This is a genomic window from Vibrio sp. 10N.261.51.F11 (assembly GCF_041471665.1).
Classification (GTDB): Bacteria; Pseudomonadota; Gammaproteobacteria; order Enterobacterales; family Vibrionaceae; genus Vibrio; species Vibrio crassostreae_C.
In genome coordinates, this window is the sequence record NZ_JBFROW010000053.1 from 1 (window position 1) to 16,497 (window position 16,497).

Sequence of the window (16,497 nt, forward strand, 5' to 3'; positions counted from 1 at the left end):
AATTTTCCGGATTGGTATAATATATGCCATTAGCAAAGCCGCGGATTCTCCTACTTACCAAAACAGCGCGTGTTGGGAGTCTAAGCCTCCAACCTTTCCATATACTAAGCCTCAGCAGAAATACTGGGGCTTTTTTGTATCTGCTGCTTCTACGAAGTAATGTTGGGATAACTAGGCGCTCCTAGCTCACCTGCGTGCTCGAATCTCCGGAGTGCCTACTCATTCCAGCCTTGCCATATTTAAGACTCTAGTCTGCACGTCTCGGCAGAAATGCTAGCGCTTTTTATTCCTGTCATTTTTACAAGTATCACTTGAAGTACCATGTGTTCCTTTAGCTATCTCTATCGAACACTGATTTAGTGCAGCCTTGCTGTATTTAATGACTTAGTTCAAAGCTAAAGCTTTCTGTTCACCACTCATCTAGCTCCGTAGTCCTGTTAATAACTAACGCTATTCTAGCGAGACGTTGAGTCCCGTTATTTTTGTTTCCAGGTGAAAGGTGAAGCCTTTCGATTGAAGCTTATATAACTTGAGAGTGGGTTATTGGGTAGACTAGCGAGTGCGCACAAGAACTAATTCTCTGTATGACTTAAGCTCCTTAAAGAGTTCTGTCCACCCACATTAAGGCTTTCGATTACTCAAATATTAGCGGTATCAAATATCGATATGAGCTCTATGTTCCACGCATATCTTTCAGCGATAGCTCCAGTATGGGAATTGGTGAGTTTGACTTTCATTGGGTATAAAAAAGGCCACCTAAAGTAGGCGGCTTTGGTTGATCTATCTAGGTGTTAATCTAGCTCTTTCTCTGCTTGTTTTGCTTTCTCTATCATAGGAGTGATTGTTGAGCCTTGAACTAGAATAGAGAACACAACAACGGCGTATGTCATGACAAGGATTATCTCTTTTACATCTATTGCTTTGTCTTCAATTACCCAGATACCTGAAGGGATCGAAAGTGCCATGGCTAATGCTAAGCCACCGCGTAAGCCACCCCAAGTTAGAATCTTAATCGACCACGGGTTGTAAGTTCTAAAGCGTTTAAATCCGATGTAAGACAAGAAAACACTCAAGTAACGTGCACTCAATACTAGAGGGACTGCGAACGCCATTAAGATCCAGTCTTCTTGGTGGAATTTGAATAACAGCATCGACATACCAATTAGTAGGAATAATACGCCGTTTAAGAATTCATCTATCAACTCCCAGAAATGATCTAGGTGATCTTCACTCTCTTTCGAGAATCCGATAAAGCGAGTCCAGTTACCAATCATGATACCTGATACCACCATCGCTAATGGGCCTGATACATGTAGAACTTCAGCAAACGCATAACCAGCAGTTGGGATGCCGATGGTTAATAGCAACTCCATCGAGTGGTCATCGGTATTGCTGATTAGGTAGTGGAATACAAGACCTAAAACAAAACCATAGACAATGCCGCCAATCGCCTCTTGAACGAATAGCATGGTCACACTACCGACGGTTGGCGCTTCTGTGCCGAATGCGATAGTAAATAGGGTTACGAAGATAACTAAGCCAAAACCATCGTTGAATAGAGATTCTCCCTCGATTTGAGTAGAGATTCTTCTGGGAGCGTCGAGTTTCTTTACTATTGCTAGCACGGCGATGGGATCGGTTGGAGAGATTAGCGAGCCAAAGAGTAGGCAGTAAATCAGATCAAATTGAATACCGATGAACTGGCAAAACCCGTACAGCACAAAACCGATAAAGAATGTTGAAAACAGCGTAGCACCTAACGCGAGTACTGTTATTTCCCATTTCTGGTCTTTTAGGTTTGGTAATTTGATTCCCAAACCGCCTGCAAATAGTAAGAATCCTAATATCCCTTTTAGAAGGAAATCTTCAAAATTGATACTGGCAACGGTCTCTGAGGCAATGTCTGCCAATTGGAACCAATTATTTTGTCCCGCAATGATAATCAATAGAGATAACATCATTGAGCCAGCTGTGATGGCGATGGTTGTCTGCATTTTACCAATTTTTGTATTCACGAAAGCAATAAGCATGGCTGCAGCGGACAAGAAGCATAAGGTGTAATAGACCGACATTGGGATTCCAACATGTAACAAAGTATGAATATGAATTTTCGTTGTCTCATGCTCAAATAGCAAACATTTTTTTGTCATGACTCAGTAATCAATTTCCTTTTTTAGACGTCTAGACTCCTTTTTAATGTGTGATAGGATGGAGGGATAATTAAAGGAATGAGGTTGTACCGTGGGAAGTAATGTAAGGCAAAAGATTGACGCTCTGTTGAAGCAACGAATTTTACTGATTGATGGTGGCATGGGCACCATGATTCAGGATTATAAATTGGAAGAGCAAGACTATCGTGGTGAACGCTTTGCTGATTGGCACAGTGACTTGAAGGGCAACAATGACCTTTTAGTTCTTACACAGTCTAAGCTTATCAAAGATATCCATATGGAGTATTTGGAAGCTGGGGCTGACATCCTCGAAACCAATACCTTTAACGCTACAACCATCGCTATGGCCGACTATGATATGGAAAGCCTTAGTGAAGAGATTAACTTTGCTGCTGCCAAGCTTGCTCGTGAAGCAGCTGATGAATGGACTGCAAAGACCCCAGATAAACCTCGCTTCGTCGCGGGTGTATTAGGTCCAACCAACCGAACTTGTTCTATCTCGCCTGATGTAAACGATCCAGGTTACCGTAATGTTAGCTTTGACGAACTGGTTGAAGCCTATTCTGAATCGACTCGCGCGCTCATTAAGGGCGGTTCAGATTTAATTCTTATTGAAACTATCTTTGATACGTTAAACGCGAAAGCGTGTGCCTTTGCCGTTGAATCTGTTTTTGAAGAGGTGGGTATTGCTCTTCCAGTGATGATTTCCGGTACCATCACTGACGCATCAGGTCGTACCCTTTCAGGACAGACGACAGAAGCATTCTACAACGCCCTTCGTCATGTAAAACCAATCTCATTTGGATTGAACTGTGCATTGGGCCCTGATGAACTTCGTGAGTATGTCGGTGAGATGTCTCGTATCTCAGAGTGCAATGTTTCTGCTCACCCTAATGCGGGTTTGCCTAATGCATTTGGCGAGTATGACCTTTCTCCTGAGGATATGGCTGAACATGTTAAAGAGTGGGCTGAAAGTGGCTTCTTGAACCTAATTGGTGGGTGTTGTGGTACTACTCCAGAGCATATCCGTCAAATGGCTGAGGCCGTTGAAGGTGTAACGCCGCGTCAATTGCCAGACTTACCAGTTTCTTGTCGTCTTTCGGGACTAGAGCCACTGACGATAGCTAAAGAATCTTTGTTCGTGAATGTAGGTGAGCGGACCAATGTTACCGGCTCTGCACGCTTTAAGCGCCTTATCAAAGAAGAGCTCTACGACGAAGCCTTGAGTGTAGCTCGAGAGCAAGTCGAGAATGGTGCTCAAATTATCGATATCAACATGGATGAAGGGATGCTAGACGCCGAGGCGTGTATGGTTAAATTCCTGAATCTATGTGCTTCAGAACCTGAAATCTCGAAAGTACCTGTTATGGTCGATTCTTCTAAGTGGGAAGTTATCGAAGCTGGCCTAAAGTGTATTCAAGGCAAAGGCATCGTTAACTCAATCTCTCTAAAAGAAGGCAAAGAGAAGTTTGTTGAGCAAGCCAAATTAGTTCGTCGTTATGGTGCTGCTGTGATCGTGATGGCGTTTGATGAAGTCGGGCAGGCTGATACTCGAGAGCGTAAAGTCGAAATCTGTACCAATGCCTACAACATTCTTGTTGATGAAGTCGGTTTCCCACCAGAAGATATTATTTTTGACCCGAATATTTTCGCAGTGGCTACTGGTATCGATGAGCATAATAACTATGCGGTTGATTTCATTGAAGCAGTAGGAGACATCAAACGCGATCTCCCGCATGCGATGATCTCTGGCGGTGTGTCGAATGTTTCATTCTCATTCCGTGGTAATAACTACGTCCGTGAGGCTATTCACGCGGTATTCCTATATCACTGTTTTAAAAACGGTATGGATATGGGCATTGTAAACGCTGGTCAGTTGGAAATTTACGATAATGTTCCAGAAGATCTGCGTGATGCTGTTGAAGATGTGGTACTAAACCGTCGTGATGATTCGACTGAAAGATTGCTGGATATGGCGACCGAATACCTAGAGCGTGCTGTTGGTAAGGTTGAAGATAAATCTGCATTAGAGTGGCGAACTTGGCCTGTAGAGAAGCGTTTGGAGCACTCTTTGGTAAAAGGTATCACCGACTTTATTGTTGAAGATACCGAAGAAGCTCGTGTTAATGCCTCTCGTCCTATTGAAGTGATTGAAGGTCCTCTAATGGACGGAATGAACGTTGTTGGTGACCTGTTTGGTGAAGGTAAGATGTTCTTACCACAGGTTGTAAAGTCTGCGCGTGTGATGAAACAGGCGGTTGCCCATTTAGAACCATTCATTAATGCATCCAAAGAAGTGGGCGCAACTAACGGTAAGATTTTGTTAGCGACCGTTAAAGGTGACGTTCACGATATCGGTAAAAATATCGTTGGTGTGGTTTTACAGTGTAATAACTACGAAATTATCGACTTAGGTGTGATGGTTTCTTGCGAGAAGATTCTCAAGGTAGCGAAAGAAGAGAATGTCGACATTATTGGCCTGTCTGGGCTGATTACACCGTCTCTTGATGAAATGGTACATGTTGCTAAAGAAATGGAGAGACAGGGTTTCAAGCTGCCTCTTCTGATTGGCGGTGCAACCACATCTAAAGCTCACACAGCAGTTAAGATTGAGCAGAATTATTCAGAACCTGTTGTATACGTAAATAATGCCTCGCGTGCAGTGGGTGTTTGTACCTCACTACTTTCTGATGAATTGAAACCCGCTTTCGTTGAGAAGCTGGATATCGATTACGATCGCGTTCGAGATCAGCACAATCGTAAGAAGCCTCGTACCAAGCCTGTCACGCTTGAAAGAGCTCGTGCCAATAAAGTTGCTATCGATTGGGATGCGTATACGCCACCGGCACCCGCTAAGCCGGGAGTTCACATCTTCAATGATTTTGATGTGGCAACTTTGCGTCAGTACATCGATTGGACTCCATTCTTTATGACATGGTCATTGGTTGGTAAATACCCTGCAATCCTTGATCATGAAGAAGTGGGTGAAGAGGCAAAACGTTTATTCAAAGATGCTAATGATTTACTGGATCGCGTAGAGAAAGAGAAGCTGCTTGAAGCGCGTGGTATGTGTGCCATGTTCCCAGCGAACAGTGTTGGTGATGATATTGAGGTGTATACCGATGAATCTCGTACCGAAGTTCTAAAAGTTCTACACAATCTTCGTCAACAAACAGAGAAACCAAAAGGCTTTAACTACTGTTTGTCTGATTACATTGCGCCAAAAGAAAGCGGTAAAGCTGACTGGATTGGTGGCTTTGCGGTTACTGGCGGTATTGGTGAGCGAGAGCTTGCTGATGAATATAAAGCTAATGGTGATGATTACAATGCGATTATGATTCAGGCGGTTGCGGACCGTTTGGCTGAAGCGTTTGCAGAATATTTACACAAAGAAGTGAGAAAGGACATTTGGGGTTACTCGCCTGATGAGGATTTGTCTAACGACGATTTGATTCGAGAGAAGTACCAAGGTATTCGTCCAGCTCCAGGTTATCCTGCTTGCCCTGAGCATACAGAGAAAGGCACGTTGTGGGAGCTGATGGATGTTGAAAAGGCAATCGATATGTCATTAACGACAAGCTACGCGATGTGGCCTGGTGCTTCAGTATCTGGTATGTACTTCTCACACCCTGATGCTAGATACTTTGCGATTGCACAGATTCAACAGGATCAAGTAGAAAGCTATGCTGATCGTAAGGGCTGGGATATGTTGGAAGCTGAGAAGTGGTTAGGTCCAAACATTAACTAGTTTGAATCTATGACGAGCTTTGGTTCGTAAAGTAAAAAAGAGAAAGGGTTGCTCAAGAGCAACCCTTTTTGTATCTGGGGTTTGGTTAATTAAAACCAATTAATTAACCATCGCCTTATTCAAATAACTCTTGGTGAAGTTTTTGGATCGCCAACTTAGAAACAGATGCATCTAGCAAGAAGCACAAGTTGTGTGGGCTTGCTCCGTAACAAATCATACGTAGATTGAAATCTTCCAGAGTGCCAAACACCTGCTTTGCATAGCCTTTATTTTCACTCATGTTGTTGCCAATAAGCGCAACAAGGCATAGGTCGTGTTCAATATCTACAGAACACAACTCTTCAAGCTCCAGTCGAGCAGCTTCTGGTAACTCAGGAGCACCACCTGATGTGTCTGTTTGATCGAGAGTCAGTGAGACACTGATCTCTGAAGTCGTGATGAGATCGACTGAGATCTTATGTTTAGCAAGGATCTCGAATACCTTCGCCAAAAAGCCGTAAGCATGGAACATATTAGCGCTACGCAGCGTAACCATGGTTTGGTTGCAGCGAAGGGCGAGGGCTCTGAATAGTGGAGAGCTTTCCACCTGTTGGCGAATCCAAGTTCCACCCAACTCTGGTGCTTTAGAAGAGCCGACAAATACCGGGATTTGGTGGCGTAATGCAGGTACTAGAGTCGATGGATGCAAGATCTTCGCACCAAAGTTTGCCATTTCCGATGCTTCACTAAAGCTGATCTCTGGGATAGGAGAAGCTTTAGGTGCAATACGAGGGTCAGTGGTGTAAATACCCGGAACATCCGTCCAGATTTCTAGACCAATCGCCTTTACAGATTCGGCAATCAATGCTGCTGAGTAATCACTGCCACCGCGGCCTAAAGTCGTGGTGTTGCCTTCGCTATCAGCACCGATAAAACCTTGTGTAACGACAACTTGTTGTTGGCAAAGTGGAATAAGTTTCTCTTGCGCTAGAGCGGCAATATCTTCTAGTTGAGGTTCGGCTTTACCAAAATCATCATTAGTGCGCATCACATCTCTGATATCAAAGCGAACAGCAGGAGTGCCTCGTTCACGGATGATCTGAGCCAAGATGTGTGTCGACATCAACTCGCCACATGCGACAAGGTGATCGGTCAGTTTAGTGCTTGTTTGGAATGATGCAGCCTCGGCAGCGCTCGCAATGTCATCAAGAATGCTGTGAACTTCTTTTTCGATACTGATTGGATCAGCTAGCTGATCGAGAATTGCGTTATGAATGTCAGTCAGTTGCGTCATCAAATCCTGACGACGAGCTTTGTCTTGAACCCCATTCGCGAGTTCAACGAGTAGGTTGGTAACGCCAGAGCATGCACTGCTCACGACCAGTTTCGTATTCGAGTTATTTTCAATAATAGCAGCACAACGGCTCATTGCTTCAAAGTTGGCAACACTTGTTCCACCAAACTTAGCGACATTAAAAGAACCAGCTACATTAGATGCACTCACGATATATCTCCCACGACTTCCTAAAATAAAATTACGGTTGGGTAATCCAACGTCCGATGTTTTTCGAAGAGAGTATTTAGAGCAAAAAGAGAGGAATTATTAGAATAGTAACCTCAGAAGCTCCTCACCATATAGAAATGGCGACAGTTGCCGGGATTCAGCCCGCTCAACCGATAATAAAGGTCCTGCATCCTTTTATTATCTCGGCACTGCTCCCCCTTAATGTTTTGTATTGGAAATGCGGTTCCACAAAACATCTGCCTGGGCAGTGCTCCTCTTCTGCTAGATAGCCATTTCATTGAACGTGTTTGCGGTAACAATGTCAATCCGTAACTGGAGATATTTAAAAAATAATTTTAACAATTATGTGACAGTGGTTTGACCTCAATACTTATGGCTAATTGCTGAGGTAATCAATTTGCTTTAGGGTGGATTGTTCACAACATTAACGTAAGGGATGTACATGTCTAATTTACCACTCACTACTGCTATCGATAGCTTTTATCCACCACACCGAACGTTAATGGGACCTGGTCCTTCAGATATCTCACCTCAAGTGTTACAGGCTTTGAGCCGTCCAACCATAGGTCACTTAGATCCGCTGTTTATTGCGATGATGGACGAGCTTAAACAACTTCTTAAATACGCTTTTCAGACTGAAAACGAATTTACGATTGCCGTTTCTGCACCGGGCAGTGCAGGTATGGAGACCTGTTTTGTTAACTTGATTGAGCCTGGTGAAAAGGTGATTGTTTGTCGTAACGGTGTCTTCGGTGAGCGTATGCGAGAAAACGTGGTGCGTTGTGGTGGCGAAGCCATCCTTGTTGATGACGAATGGGGCAAGCCCGTTTCAGTTGAAAAGGTAGAACAAGCATTGGCAGAAAACCCCGATGCCGTTGCTGTTGCATTTGTGCATGCAGAGACATCAACCGGAGCGTTATCTGATGCTCAAGCTATCTCTGCTGTCGCTCGTCAGTTTGATGCGTTAACGATTGTTGATGCAGTAACGTCTCTAGGTGGTGTGCCATTGCTGGTTGATGAGTGGCAGCTTGATGCGGTTTATTCTGGCAGCCAAAAGTGTCTGTCTTGTGTGCCAGGGCTATCTCCAGTGACTTTCTCTCAGCGTGCGGTTGATAAAATGAAAGCCCGTAAAGCACCAGTGCAAAGCTGGTTTTTGGATCAAAGTTTAGTATTAGGTTACTGGAGTGGAGAAGGTAAGCGTAGCTACCACCATACCGCACCCGTGAACAGCCTTTATGCTCTGCATGAGTCGCTGGTTTTGTTGAAAAATGAAGGCTTAGATAATGCGTGGTCTCGTCATCATGCGATGCACCAAGAGCTTAAAGAAGGCGTAGAAGCTCTAGGGTTAAAGTTTGTGGTTGATGAAGAGAGCCGCCTGCCGCAGCTTAATGCACTTTATTTCCCAGAAGGAATTGATGAGGCTAAGATCAGAACGCAGCTTTTAGAAGAATATAATCTTGAAATCGGTGCTGGGCTTGGCTCTTTGGCTGGTAAGGCATGGCGTATCGGCCTAATGGGTTACGGTGCTCGTAAAGAGAATGTCGCGTTGTGCCTAAAAGCGCTAAAAGATGTTTTGAAGTAGCTGCATGAACTGAAATTAAAAAGAAAAGCGCACGAGAGATCGTGCGCTTTTTTGTATCTACCCCAAGCTCCTACTGCCTACTAAGTGAAGCTTGCGTTGCGAATTCTTAACATTATTCTGCAGACGAAACGTTATCTTCTGCTTGTGACACTTTCTTATACTGAACCTTTGAAAAGTCTCTGTTAGGGAATAAAAAGTTCGCTTCGCTACGAATTTGCTCTGCTTTACTTTCTTCTCCTAGGCCTTGATACGCCAGAATCAGATTGCTGTAGAAAGCCGGTCTTGGTTTGCTCTTAATGATCTCCAGTGACCAATCGATGTAAGGCTGTATAAGGCTCGGGTCGGCTTTGTAGAGGCCGATATTAAGGTAAGTGCTGTATATATCCCAATCGTAGCGATCTTTCCACACCACTGGGTTCGTTACCTGCTTAAGAATGTCCGGATTTTTCGGCTTAGACAGTTCAAACTTAGTCAGTACATAGTTGGTGTGCAGGGCGCTCAACATATAAAAACTGACCAAAATAGGGAGCACTAAGCTCAACACTCTAAATAGGGTCTTGCTGATGATACTGAACGACTGTTGATAATGTCGGGAAGAGCGCTGATCTACCCAGTAAATCAATATAATGAATGTTATCCAGTGAATCGCCGAGTGGTAAAAAGGATACTCAAGTTGAGAGTGCAAAAGGATTGGGATAAATAACGCGAGCAGGGCTAGACGTGTTCCCTTTGCTGAATTTGTTATGCGTGACATCACCAATATTGCAGCAATCAAGATTCCGATGATTGGTACAATCCCCCCTTCAACTCCCCAAAACAGGAACTCATTGTGCGGGTGATCCATTGAAGGAAGACCTGGATGATAGTTCGAGTTGAGTTGATGTTGGCGAGCTGTATATAGCGTGTATTCAGACTCAAATTTCCCGTAACCATAACCTGTAAATGGCTTTTCGATCATCATATCTAAAGCTTGCGGGAACGTATAAGCGCGCGGGCTTTCTAGGTTCGCTTTCTTGCTAGCGAGGCTATCAGTCGCACTTAGGCTGATCACCGAAAAAGCGACGACGACACCGACGAGCACTGATGCGCACCATCCGTAGAAGCGTTTCTTGGTCGAGAACTTGTATAGATAGGGCAGAATGCAGATAAACCCAATGACAGCGGCCAACCATCCGGTACGTGATGCAATGATGATCAGCAAGGGCACGGTTAAGGTTGGAGTTAAATACAGTAGGAATGATTCGCTGATCTTATGGTTATATTTAGCCGGCTGCCTTGCTAAAAGGTAAGCGGACAGCACAAAACCAGTAGCAAGAAAGCTTGCCATTACATTCGGTTGTTGAAATATCCCATATGGTCGGTTTGCAGCAGTGTTGTAGCCAAATAGGTTGCCAGGTTCTAATAAGAAATATTGCACATAGCCAAATAGTGCTTGTATAGCAACAGCAAGTACAATGAACCACAACATACGTTGCTTGTGTTTATTGCTGAACTTAAATTGCTGCAGCACCACAAATAAGGCAAAGCCCGCCCACAATCCAAGCAAGCGTCCTGACGCTCCTTGAGGTGCAGCATTGCTGTATAAAATGGGTAGCGTGAGTATGATGCAGCTAATCAACAAGCCAATTGTTAATTTGGAATACTTGAGTACTCGATTGGTCGCGAGTTGGTAAAAGCCAATTGCTAGCGTGAAGCTTAGCGCTAGCCAAGTGGTAGGGTTAAAGGATAGAGCAAGGCCCGAACCACCAGGATTCGGCATGAAAAAATGCATAGCTAACAAGAATACAACAGCTAAAGAAGCCAGAAATGCTTTGTTGAGTGGTAGCTGAGTGACCTGATTTTCTAGCTGAGTACCGCTAGTGTGTATTGTTGCCATAAATCCCTAACCTTATAAAAACAGAGCTTGTTCCTTCTGAAACAAGCTCTGTTACTTTAACATTTTTCTGTCTGCCCGCAGGGCGCTATTTTACACCTACTTCAAATTTAACATAGGCTTAAGGAAGCGAGCAGTGTGTGAACCTTCGACTAACGCCACATCTTCAGGTGTACCCTCTGCAACAATCTCACCACCACCTTGCCCACCTTCTGGGCCAAGATCTAGGATCCAGTCTGCTGTTTTAACGACATCTAGGTTGTGCTCAATCACGACAACTGTATTACCGTGATCACGCAGTCTATGTAATACCGTCAGTAGCTGCTGGATATCGTGGAAATGAAGGCCTGTTGTTGGCTCATCGAGAATGTATAAGGTTTTTCCCGTGTCTCGTTTAGACAGTTCACGCGCTAATTTAACACGCTGAGCTTCACCACCAGATAAGGTTGTAGCCGCTTGTCCGAGGCGAATGTAGGAAAGGCCAACATCCATCAATGTTTGCAGCTTACGAGCGATAACAGGCACAGGGTTGAAGTATTCTCGAGCATCTTCCACTGTCATCTCTAGAACTTCGTCTATGGTTTTTCCTTTGTATCGAACTTCTAGAGTTTCACGGTTATAACGCTTACCTTTACACACATCACAAGGCACATACACATCGGGTAAGAAGTGCATCTCTACCTTGATTACGCCGTCTCCCTGACAAGCCTCACAACGACCACCACGAACGTTAAAGCTGAATCGACCTGGCTTGTAACCACGAGAACGTGATTCCTGAGTGCCCGCGAATAGTTCACGAATAGGGGTGAAAATCCCTGTGTAGGTCGCAGGGTTTGATCTTGGTGTACGACCGATAGGGCTTTGATCTATGTCGATTACCTTATCAAAATGTTCTAACCCTTTAATCTTTTTGTGCTTTGCTGGAACTGCAGTCGTGGCACCGTTTAATTGAGTGTGGGCGACTTTAAAGAAGGTATCGTTGATAAGCGTTGATTTACCCGAACCTGATACGCCCGTAATACAACTGAACAAGCCAACAGGAATTGTCGCGGTCACATTCTTTAGGTTGTTCCCCGTTGCGCCAACGATCTCGACGACCTTTTTCTTGTCGATAGGCGTTCTCTTTTCAGGCACTGCAATTTCTTTAGCACCGCTCAGGTATTGGCCTGTCAAAGAGTTCGGGTTTTCGATGATGTCTTGCATGGTACCTTCTGCCACCACGTGACCACCGTGCACCCCTGCTCCTGGACCGATATCGATAACATGGTCAGCACAACGAATTGCATCTTCGTCATGTTCCACAACAAGTACCGTATTACCTAAGTCTCTCAGGTGAATTAAGGTTTGCAATAGACGTTCATTATCGCGCTGGTGGAGACCAATTGATGGCTCATCAAGTACATACATAACGCCAACTAAACCGGCACCGATTTGGCTCGCCAAACGAATACGTTGCGCCTCACCACCAGACAGCGTTTCAGCACTGCGTGATAGGTTAAGGTAGTTCAAACCAACGTTGACTAAGAAATGCAGACGATCATTGATCTCTTTCATCACTTTATCTGCGATCTGCCCACGTTGACCGTCTAGCTTCAATTCTTGGAAAAATTGTAGTGCGTCAGCAATGCTAAGTTCAACGATTTCCGGAAGTGTTGTATCACCAATGAAAACATTGCGAGCTTCTAGTCTCAGGCGAGTGCCATCACAGCTAGAACACGACTTGGTTGAGATGTATTTGGCAAGGTCTTCACGCACCGCGCTAGATTCAGTATCACGGTAACGGCGCTCTAAGGTATTTAAAATGCCCTCGAATGGATGACGCTTAACTCGAATATCACCTCGGTCATTGATGTACTTGAATTCCACTTCAGTTCGACCTGATCCTTTTAGAATGATCTCTTGAGTCTTTTTCGGTAGAGAATTAAATGGCGCATACAGATCAAAACCATAATGTTCTGACAGCGACGTTAGCATCTGGAAATAGTAGTAGTTCTTTTGATCCCAACCTTTTATCGCACCTTCAGCAATGCTTAGGTTCTCATCTAAAATCACTCGGCTTGGATCAAAATACTGTTGAACACCAAGACCATCACACGTACCACATGCTCCTGCCGGGTTATTAAATGAGAACAGGCGAGGCTCAAGCTCTTGCATGCTGTAACCACATTTAGGACAAGCGAAGTTAGCAGAGAATACGATCTCTTCTTGATCCGTTTCGTCCATCCAGCCGACGACAGCGATACCGCCAGAGAGCTCTAATGTGGTCTCGAATGACTCGGCTAAACGCTGTTGAAGATCAGGACGAACCTTGAATCTGTCTACCACAACTTCAATGGTGTGCTTCTTATGAAGTTCAAGTGCTGGTGGATCGGATAGATCACAGGTTTCACCATCAATTCGGGCTCGGATAAAGCCTTGCGCAGCTAAGTTTTCCAGTGTTTTAACATGCTCACCTTTGCGCTCTTTGACAATCGGTGCCATCAACATCATCTTTGAGCCTTCAGGCAGTTCTAAGACCTTATCGACCATTTGACTGATGGTTTGTGCTGCTAGAGGGATGTTGTGGTCTGGACAGCGAGGTTCGCCTACTCGCGCATACAATAATCTGAGGTAATCATAGACTTCGGTAATGGTACCGACGGTTGAGCGAGGGTTATGTGAAGTCGATTTTTGTTCTATTGAGATAGCTGGAGACAGACCTTCAATATGGTCGACATCAGGCTTTTCCATAAGAGATAGAAATTGACGAGCGTAAGCAGACAGAGATTCAACATAACGACGCTGACCTTCTGCGTAGAGTGTGTCAAACGCAAGTGACGACTTTCCTGAACCCGATAATCCGGTGATGACAGTCAGTTTGTCACGTGGAATGGTTAGGTTGACGTCTTTGAGGTTATGCGTACGAGCGCCTCTAATTTCTATTTTATCCATCTCAATAGACCATGTAATTTTAAGTGGCTAAAGTATTACATAGAGTGAGATTTGTGCAAAGTTTTACTGGATAAAAAAACAGTAAACAAAAAGGGCGACTCAAAGAGTCGCCCTTTCTAAAATCAGTAACGTTAGTGATTAACCAGTCGTTATGCTTCTTTCTTGGTCGAGTGTTTACCTAGCTCGATTTGCTGCTGGTCTTTCTTGTATAGGTTTTCGAAGCAGTAGTTTGTTGCTTCGATATAGCCTTCAACACTACCACAGTCAAAACGTTGGCCTTTAAATTTGTAAGCCAATACACAGCCTGCTTTTGCCTGTTTTAGCAATGCATCAGTGATCTGGATTTCGCCGCCTTTACCTGGTTCTGTCTGCTCGATTAATTCAAAGATATCTGGAGTCAGAATATAACGACCAATGATCGCTAGGTTGCTTGGTGCTGTACCTTGCTCTGGCTTCTCTACCATGTCATCAACTCGGAAAAGGTCATCTTTGATCATTTCGCCAGAGATAACACCGTACTTGTGAGTCTCTTCTTCTGGAACTTCTTGTACAGCAACAATAGAACAGCGGAACTGTTTGTATAGCGCAACCATCTGAGCTAGCACGCCTTGTTGCTCGTTCACACAAAGGTCATCAGCAAGTACTACTGCGAACGGTTCATCGCCTACAAGTTCGCGACCCGTTAAAATAGCATGGCCAAGGCCTTTCATCTCACGTTGACGAATGTAGGTGAAGTTTGCCGCTTCAATCGTTTCACGGATATTAACCAATAGGTCTTCTTTATTGGTGCCGCTAATCTGGTGCTCAAGCTCGTAGTTTTTATCAAAGTGATCCATGATCGAGTGCTTACCACGTCCAGTAACGATGCACATTCCATCCATACCAGCTTCGATAGCTTCCTCTACACCGTATTCAATCAGAGGCTTGTTTACTACAGGCATCATTTCTTTAGGCATTGACTTGGTTGCAGGTAAAAAACGTGTACCGTAGCCAGCTGCCGGGAAAAGGCACTTTTTGATCATGATAAGACCCTTTATCTATAATAATTATTGATTCAACCTGAGTGGTTGATATTTCTGAGGGCAACTCTAGCATAAGTTATGTCGAAAATTCAGCAACAATAGCCATGGTTTACTAGAGCTTCCCTCAAAATTATCGTCAGACTAAGAGGTGGGTCGATTATGCAAGCAGGTTCTGGTTTGCCCATGCTATCGCTTGAACTCTATTTTTTACCGCAAGCTTACGGAATATTTGATAGAGGTGAGATTTAACCGTGAACTCACTAATAAACAAGTCATCGGCGATTTGTGTGTTTGAAGACCCGGATTGAAGACAGCGAATCACCTGGATCTCACGAATGGTTAAATCAACATTGGTTGGTGTGGTGTTGGTATTGACCATATTGCGATAATAAAACAACAGTTGATTGGTTACCTTCCTTGGCAGCCAGTTATCGCCATCAATGACTTCTTGAAGACCACGAGCAATCTTGTCCTTTTGTTCAGTGTTGTAAAAGAGTCCTTTTAGTACCCCATAGGTAAGAAGCTCTGAGGTTGGAAGTTGCTGGGGGACATTGAATAAAATGATTTCGTGATTTTTCCACATAACAGTCAGGTTAGGACAAATAATCAGTAGTTGTGGTACCTCTCTGTAATCGACGAGCAAGATCCGGTTACTCTGCTTTCTATCAACTAGCATTAATTCGTCGGGTGTCATTTTGTAGAGAACAATAGATAAATGCTTTTCTATCTCTTTTACATGTAGATAGGTATCGTTTGGGTCGATGCACAGAAAGTGTAAAGTGCGAGCGTATCTTGATTTTCTCATTGAAACGTCCTGTTTGAGTGGGATTAGATTCCACGTTGTCATGCAGGCTTTAGCTTCTCTAGCGCCTTGATAGTGACTTGCGTTGAATATCAATTATCAAAGTAAATGAGTGGTTTGTAAGTGGAGAAAAAAGCAACATCGCTCTGAATATCATGATTTGTTACGTTTTTATTCTTTGTAGTGAGGAGAGAATAGGAATGCGATTTATCACTGCAGAAAAGCATGCTATTCTTGTGCGCTAAAATTTTCTGAGACTATGAATTTAGACGGAGCAAATCATGGCTAGCCGTGGAGTTAACAAAGTTATATTAGTGGGTAACCTAGGTAATGACCCTGAAATTCGTTACATGCCAAATGGCGGCGCAGTAGCGAACATTACCATTGCAACGTCAGAGTCATGGCGTGATAAAGCAACTGGCGAGCAGCGTGAAAAAACAGAATGGCACCGTGTTGCTCTGTTTGGCAAGCTTGCGGAAGTTGCTGGTGAGTACCTACGTAAAGGTTCTCAAGTTTACATTGAAGGTCAACTTCAAACTCGTAAATGGCAAGATCAAAGCGGTCAAGATCGCTACACAACTGAAGTGGTTGTTCAAGGCTTCAATGGTGTAATGCAAATGCTTGGCGGCCGTGCTCAAGGTGGTGCTCCTGCTCAAGGTGGCATGGGTAACAACCAACAGCAAGGTGGTTGGGGTCAGCCACAGCAGCCACAACAACAGCAACAACAATACAGTGCTCCCGCTCAACAGCAGCCAAAAGCACCTCAACAAGCTCCTCAGCAGGCTCAACCTCAATATAATGAGCCGCCAATGGATTTTGATGATGACATCCCATTTTAATCCCTGTTTTTAATATATTATAAAG

The 16,497-nt window shown here is 44.1% G+C and carries 9 protein-coding genes and 1 riboswitch; of the genes, 3 read left to right on the top strand and 6 right to left on the bottom strand.

Annotated features, from left to right (window positions below; translation table 11 throughout):
- Positions 1-791: 791 nt before the first annotated feature.
- Positions 792-2,072, bottom strand: a complete 1,281-nt coding sequence (locus AB4351_RS16340) for a sodium:proton antiporter (protein WP_017061334.1) — start codon at positions 2,070-2,072, stop codon at positions 792-794.
- Between the two features lie 169 nt (positions 2,073-2,241).
- Between AB4351_RS16340 and metH the strand changes: the two genes are divergently transcribed.
- Positions 2,242-5,919 carry a methionine synthase gene (gene metH, locus AB4351_RS16345; RefSeq protein WP_372126588.1) on the top strand — a complete coding sequence of 1,226 codons (3,678 nt, stop codon included), beginning with the start codon at positions 2,242-2,244 and terminating at the stop codon, positions 5,917-5,919.
- Positions 5,920-6,034: 115 nt separating this feature from the next.
- Here the strand turns inward: metH and lysC are convergent, their stop codons facing one another.
- Positions 6,035-7,402 (bottom strand): lysine-sensitive aspartokinase 3, encoded by a 1,368-nt coding sequence (gene lysC, locus AB4351_RS16350; protein WP_372126590.1) that lies wholly within the window; start codon positions 7,400-7,402, stop codon positions 6,035-6,037.
- 109 nt (positions 7,403-7,511) lie between these two features.
- Positions 7,512-7,689: riboswitch (Lysine riboswitch) on the bottom strand.
- Between the two features lie 176 nt (positions 7,690-7,865).
- Here lysC and AB4351_RS16355 point away from each other — a divergent pair.
- The gene (locus tag AB4351_RS16355; RefSeq protein ID WP_017061337.1) at positions 7,866-9,005 is read left to right on the top strand and encodes an alanine--glyoxylate aminotransferase family protein; all 1,140 of its coding nucleotides are present in this window, start codon (positions 7,866-7,868) and stop codon (positions 9,003-9,005) included.
- 112 nt (positions 9,006-9,117) lie between these two features.
- Here AB4351_RS16355 and AB4351_RS16360 read toward each other — a convergent pair whose 3' ends face one another.
- From AB4351_RS16360 to AB4351_RS16375, 4 genes are all read right to left on the bottom strand, one after another.
- Positions 9,118-10,881 carry a PglL family O-oligosaccharyltransferase gene (locus AB4351_RS16360; protein WP_372126591.1) on the bottom strand — a complete coding sequence of 588 codons (1,764 nt, stop codon included), beginning with the start codon at positions 10,879-10,881 and terminating at the stop codon, positions 9,118-9,120.
- A 96-nt stretch (positions 10,882-10,977) separates the two neighbouring features.
- The gene (gene uvrA / locus AB4351_RS16365) at positions 10,978-13,809 is read right to left on the bottom strand and encodes an excinuclease ABC subunit UvrA (RefSeq protein WP_017061339.1); all 2,832 of its coding nucleotides are present in this window, start codon (positions 13,807-13,809) and stop codon (positions 10,978-10,980) included.
- A gap of 149 nt (positions 13,810-13,958) precedes the next feature.
- On the bottom strand, positions 13,959-14,831 hold the full coding sequence (gene galU / locus AB4351_RS16370) for a UTP--glucose-1-phosphate uridylyltransferase GalU (protein WP_017061340.1): 873 nt from the start codon (positions 14,829-14,831) through the stop codon (positions 13,959-13,961).
- A 157-nt stretch (positions 14,832-14,988) separates the two neighbouring features.
- A complete protein-coding gene (locus tag AB4351_RS16375; protein ID WP_029235590.1) occupies positions 14,989-15,636 on the bottom strand; it encodes a LuxR C-terminal-related transcriptional regulator in 648 nt (215 codons plus the stop codon).
- A gap of 278 nt (positions 15,637-15,914) precedes the next feature.
- On the opposite strand from AB4351_RS16375, the gene AB4351_RS16380 reads away from it, so the two are divergent.
- The gene (locus AB4351_RS16380) at positions 15,915-16,472 is read left to right on the top strand and encodes a single-stranded DNA-binding protein (protein WP_017061342.1); all 558 of its coding nucleotides are present in this window, start codon (positions 15,915-15,917) and stop codon (positions 16,470-16,472) included.
- Positions 16,473-16,497: the final 25 nt, after the last annotated feature.

What these genes read in the sequence shown, in the direction of transcription:
- AB4351_RS16340 (WP_017061334.1), bottom strand. Translation starts at nt 2,072, where the DNA reads ATGTCGGTCTATTACACCTTATGCTTCTTGTCCGCTGCAGCCATGCTT.
- AB4351_RS16375 (WP_029235590.1), bottom strand. Translation starts at nt 15,636, where the DNA reads ATGAGAAAATCAAGATACGCTCGCACTTTACACTTTCTGTGCATCGAC.
- AB4351_RS16355 (WP_017061337.1), top strand. Translation starts at nt 7,866, where the DNA reads ATGTCTAATTTACCACTCACTACTGCTATCGATAGCTTTTATCCACCA.
- uvrA (WP_017061339.1), bottom strand. Translation starts at nt 13,809, where the DNA reads ATGGATAAAATAGAAATTAGAGGCGCTCGTACGCATAACCTCAAAGAC.
- AB4351_RS16360 (WP_372126591.1), bottom strand. Translation starts at nt 10,881, where the DNA reads ATGGCAACAATACACACTAGCGGTACTCAGCTAGAAAATCAGGTCACT.
- AB4351_RS16380 (WP_017061342.1), top strand. Translation starts at nt 15,915, where the DNA reads ATGGCTAGCCGTGGAGTTAACAAAGTTATATTAGTGGGTAACCTAGGT.
- galU (WP_017061340.1), bottom strand. Translation starts at nt 14,831, where the DNA reads ATGATCAAAAAGTGCCTTTTCCCGGCAGCTGGCTACGGTACACGTTTT.